At 65.4% G+C, this 3,874-nt stretch carries 3 protein-coding genes and 1 pseudogene; 1 reads left to right on the forward strand and 3 read right to left on the reverse strand.

Annotated elements, in window-relative coordinates; genetic code table 11:
- Positions 1 to 231 precede the first annotated feature (231 nt).
- Complete coding sequence (locus EOA85_RS29760; RefSeq protein ID WP_127212132.1) at positions 232 to 1,416, reverse strand: MFS transporter; 1,185 nt, start codon at positions 1,414 to 1,416, stop codon at positions 232 to 234.
- Between the two features lie 137 nt (positions 1,417 to 1,553).
- On the opposite strand from EOA85_RS29760, the gene EOA85_RS29765 reads away from it, so the two are divergent.
- The gene (locus EOA85_RS29765; protein ID WP_127212133.1) at positions 1,554 to 2,462 is read left to right on the forward strand and encodes a LysR family transcriptional regulator; all 909 of its coding nucleotides are present in this window, start codon (positions 1,554 to 1,556) and stop codon (positions 2,460 to 2,462) included.
- 71 nt (positions 2,463 to 2,533) lie between these two features.
- Here EOA85_RS29765 and EOA85_RS29770 read toward each other — a convergent pair whose 3' ends face one another.
- Both EOA85_RS29770 and EOA85_RS39425 read right to left on the reverse strand, forming a co-directional pair.
- Positions 2,534 to 3,583: an aldo/keto reductase gene (locus tag EOA85_RS29770; protein WP_127212134.1), complete on the reverse strand. Its 1,050-nt coding sequence runs from the start codon at positions 3,581 to 3,583 to the stop codon at positions 2,534 to 2,536.
- A 132-nt stretch (positions 3,584 to 3,715) separates the two neighbouring features.
- Positions 3,716 to 3,874 (reverse strand): annotated as a pseudogene (locus tag EOA85_RS39425) (type II toxin-antitoxin system VapC family toxin); the annotation flags it as partial.

Below are 3,874 nucleotides of genomic sequence, written 5' to 3' on the forward strand. Positions count from 1 at the left end.
GGCGCCGAACAGCGGACCCGAACCGCCGAAGGTTCCAGCGCCGAACGAGAGCGCCGGGACCTTCAGGCCCGAGGCGCCAAGACGTCGATAATCCATGGTTTTGCTCCTTGTATTTTGGATTTCTTTGGGATCGTCACGACCGGGCGGATGCCGGTACCCGAGCACCGAGCTGCGCATGACCCCGAAAATCGGAACCGATTTTCGGACAAGGATCATGCGCAAAATCACGTGCTACAGCGTCCTTTGCGCGTCCAAGAGGACGCGCGGCGCTGTAGTATCGAGGCGCAGCGCCAGCGCCGCCACGGCCAGCGCCGAGAGCGGCAGCAGGGCGGCGACCCAAGTCACGGCGCTGAGGCCGGGGCCATGGGCGATGACCACGCCGCCGAGCCAGGCGCCGGCGGCGTTGCCGAGGTTGAAGGCGGCGATGTTGAAGGACGAGGCGAGGCTCTGGCCGGCGCCTTCAGCCTTTTCCAGCACCCACATCTGCAGCGGCGCCACGGTGGCGAAGGCGGCGGCGCCGAGCAGGCCGACATAGACGACGGCCATCGCCTGGCTGTGCAGGGCGAAGGTCATCGAGCCGAGCACCAGCGCCAGCACAACGAGACTGCCGAGAACGGAAGGCACCAGCCGGCGGTCGGCGACCTTGCCGCCGGTGAGATTGCCGGCGATGAGGCCGCCGCCGAAGACAAGCAGGATCGGCGACACGGCTGCTTCCTTAAAACCGGTGATCTCGGTCAGCAAGGGGGCGATATAGGTGAAGACGGCGAAGACGCCGGCATAGCCGAGCACAGTGGTGGCGAAGCCAAGCAGGACCGGCGCGCGGCCGAGCACAGCGAGATCGCCGCGCAGGTCGCTCTTCTCAGGCGCCGCCTGGCTGCGCGGCACCAGCAGGAGAATGATGGCGAAGGCGACGATGCCGACCAGGGTTACCGCCCAGAAGGTCGCCCGCCAGCCGAAGGCCTGGCCGAGCCAGGTGCCGAAGGGCACGCCGAGGATGTTGGCGATGGTCAGGCCGGTGAACATCAGGGCGATCGCCGAGGCCTTCTTGTTAGGCGCCACCAGCCCGGTCGCAACGACGGAACCAACGCCGAAGAAGGTGCCGTGGGCAAAGGCGGTGAGCACGCGGGCACCCATCAGCGTCCAGTAGTCGGGGGCCAGCGCGCAGGCGAGGTTGCCGAGCGTGAAGATCGCCATCAGCCCCAGAAGCACGGTCTTGCGCGGCCAGCGGCCGGTGGCGATCGTCAGCAGCGGCGCGCCGACAACGACGCCGAGCGCATAGCCTGAGATCAGCTGGCCGGCGGCCGAGATCGAGACGCCGAAATCGGTGCTAACGTCGAGCAGCAGGCCCATGATGACGAATTCGGTGACGCCGATGCCGAAGGCACCGGCGGCGAGAGCGTAAAGAGCAAGAGGCATGGCGGTTCCCACTTCGATGACAGCCAGTTTTGACGACGGGACGCCGTGTCCTCCACGCCCCGACCCGGAAGATCGTGTCGCGATGTGCTGTGAACCAGCCTTGCGTCAGGCACATCGTCTGTGAAATAGATTCACGAATGGCGAGACCCGACATCAATCGCTCAGGCGAGATCGAAGTGTTCGTACGCGTTGTTGAGGCGGGGAGCTTTTCGGCCGCCGCTCGCACGTTGCGGATGACGCCGTCGGCGGTGAGCAAGCTGATCGCGCGGCTGGAAGCACGTCTTGGCGCGCGGCTGGTCAGCCGTTCGACGCGCAAGCTGCAACTAACCCCAGAAGGCGCGGCCTTCTTCGACAGCGGCGCGCGCATCCTGGCTGACATGGCGGCCGCGGAGCGTGAGGCGGCGGCCGGTGCTGCCCCGCGTGGACGGCTGCGCGTCAACAGCTACGTGCCGTTCGGGCAGCACCGGCTGATCCCGCTCATGCCGCGGTTTCTCGAACGCTATCCGGAAATCGCCGTCGATCTGGTTTTGACCGACAATGTCATCGACCTGATGGAGGAGCGCGCTGATGTCGCCATCCGCGCCGGGCCGCTCGGTGAATCCCGTTTGGTGGCGCGCAAGCTCGGGCAGAGCCGGGTGGTCGTCGTCGCCGCGCCACCTTACCTGAGGAAGCACGGCACACCCCGAACGCCGTCCGATCTCGATCATCACAACCGGATGGGTTTCTGCTTCGTGCGCCATGTCGACGGCTGGCCTTTTGTCGACGCGGCCGGCAAGGCGGTTGTCGTCCCGATCACCGGAAACGCGCTGGTCAGCGACGGCGAGGCGATGCGGCTGATGGCGCTCTCGGGCACGGGAATCGCCCGGCTGGCGCGCTGGCATGTGGAACCCGACATCGCCGCCGGGCGGCTGGTGCCGCTTCTGGAGGACTTCAACCCGGGCGACGAGGAGCTCACCCACGCTGTCTATGTCGGGCAGGGCAAGCACTTGCCGGCACGGGTGCGGGCCTTTCTCGACTTTTTGGTCGAGACTGTCCGGTTGACCTGAGCCTAAAGAAGATCGGGAGCCCAAAGAAGATCGGGAGCCGCCGGCTCCCGAAAATCGAAGATCAGATTGAATTACTTTTTCGGCGCAAAGGGCGCCGGACGCCGGCCCGCTGCCTGACGCTCGAGCATCCAGCCCGGATATTCAGCCGGCAGCGCGCTGACCTCGTCGAGACGAGCAAGATCGTCACTGTCGAGCTTCAACTCGGTGGCGGCAAGGTTCTGTTCGAGCTGCTCCATGCGGCTGGCGCCGATGATCACGCTCATCACGAAGGGTTTGGCCAGCACATAGCCCAAAGCGACCGTGGCGACGCTGACGCCATGCTTGCCGGCGATCTCGCGCATGACGGCAACCGCCGCCCAGGCGCGGTCTTCATTGACCGGCGGGAAATTGAAGCTGGCGCGACGGCCCTCGCCATTGCCGGGGGCACCGGGTCCGTATTTGCCGGAGAGCAGACCACCCGCCATCGGCGACCAGACCATCAGCCCAAGCTTCTCCTCGTTGAGCAGCGGAACGATCTCGCGCTCCAGATCACGGCCGGCGATCGAATAGTAGGACTGGACCGTCTCAAAACGGGCGAAGCCCTTGCGGTCGGCGATGCCGAGCGCCTTGGCGATGCGCCAGGCGGCCCAGTTCGAGACGCCGACATAGCGGACCTTACCGCTGGCAACCAGATCGTCGAGCGCCCGCAGCGTCTCGTCGATCGGCGTCACCGGATCGGTGCCGTGAAGCTGATAGAGATCGATATGGTCGAGCTGCAGCCGTTCGAGGCTGCCCTCGACCGAGTCCATGATGTGGCCGCGCGAGGAGCCGCGCTGGTTGGGGCCGTCGCCCATGGCGCCATGGACTTTGGTGGCGATGACCACATCCTGCCGCTTGACGCCGAGATTCCTCAGCGACTGGCCAAGAAGCCGTTCCGATGCGCCGAAGGAATAGACGTCCGCCGTGTCGAAGAAATTGACGCCGGCGGCGAGCGAGCGGGCGACGATCTCGTCGACGGCCTTCTGGTCGAGGCTGGCGATCAGGCCCCATTGGGCGTTTTCGCCTGCGGCGCCGAAGGTCATTGTGCCGAGGCAAAGTTCGGAGACGAACATCCCCGTGTTTCCAAGTTGATTATAGCGCATGGTGCAGCTCCGGAAAGTTTTGGATTACCCGGCCGATATAGGAACGATACGGTTCGTTTCCATTGTTGGCGTAACCGGCTTAGTGGTTCTGGACCAAGTTCCGCGACCCGACGATCCGGCGTGGGGAACAGGTCAGATTGTCCAAGGACTGAGGACCGTCACCCCCGTATCGTCGAAATCGGCGATGTTGCGCGTAACCAGAATGAGGTCGTGGACGACCGCGGTGGCGGCGATGAGCATGTCGGCGCTGCCTCGCGTGCGGCCAGCCGAGAAGCGACCCCACGACAACGC

It is taken from the genome of Mesorhizobium sp. M5C.F.Ca.IN.020.29.1.1 (assembly GCF_003997375.1).
Lineage (GTDB): Bacteria > Pseudomonadota > Alphaproteobacteria > Rhizobiales > Rhizobiaceae > Mesorhizobium > Mesorhizobium wenxiniae.

Bases quoted from the DNA above. Each gene is read 5' to 3' on its own strand.
- EOA85_RS29760 (WP_127212132.1), bottom strand. From the start codon at position 1,416: ATGCCTCTTGCTCTTTACGCTCTCGCCGCCGGTGCCTTCGGCATCGGC.
- EOA85_RS29765 (WP_127212133.1), top strand. From the start codon at position 1,554: ATGGCGAGACCCGACATCAATCGCTCAGGCGAGATCGAAGTGTTCGTA.
- EOA85_RS29770 (WP_127212134.1), bottom strand. From the start codon at position 3,583: ATGCGCTATAATCAACTTGGAAACACGGGGATGTTCGTCTCCGAACTT.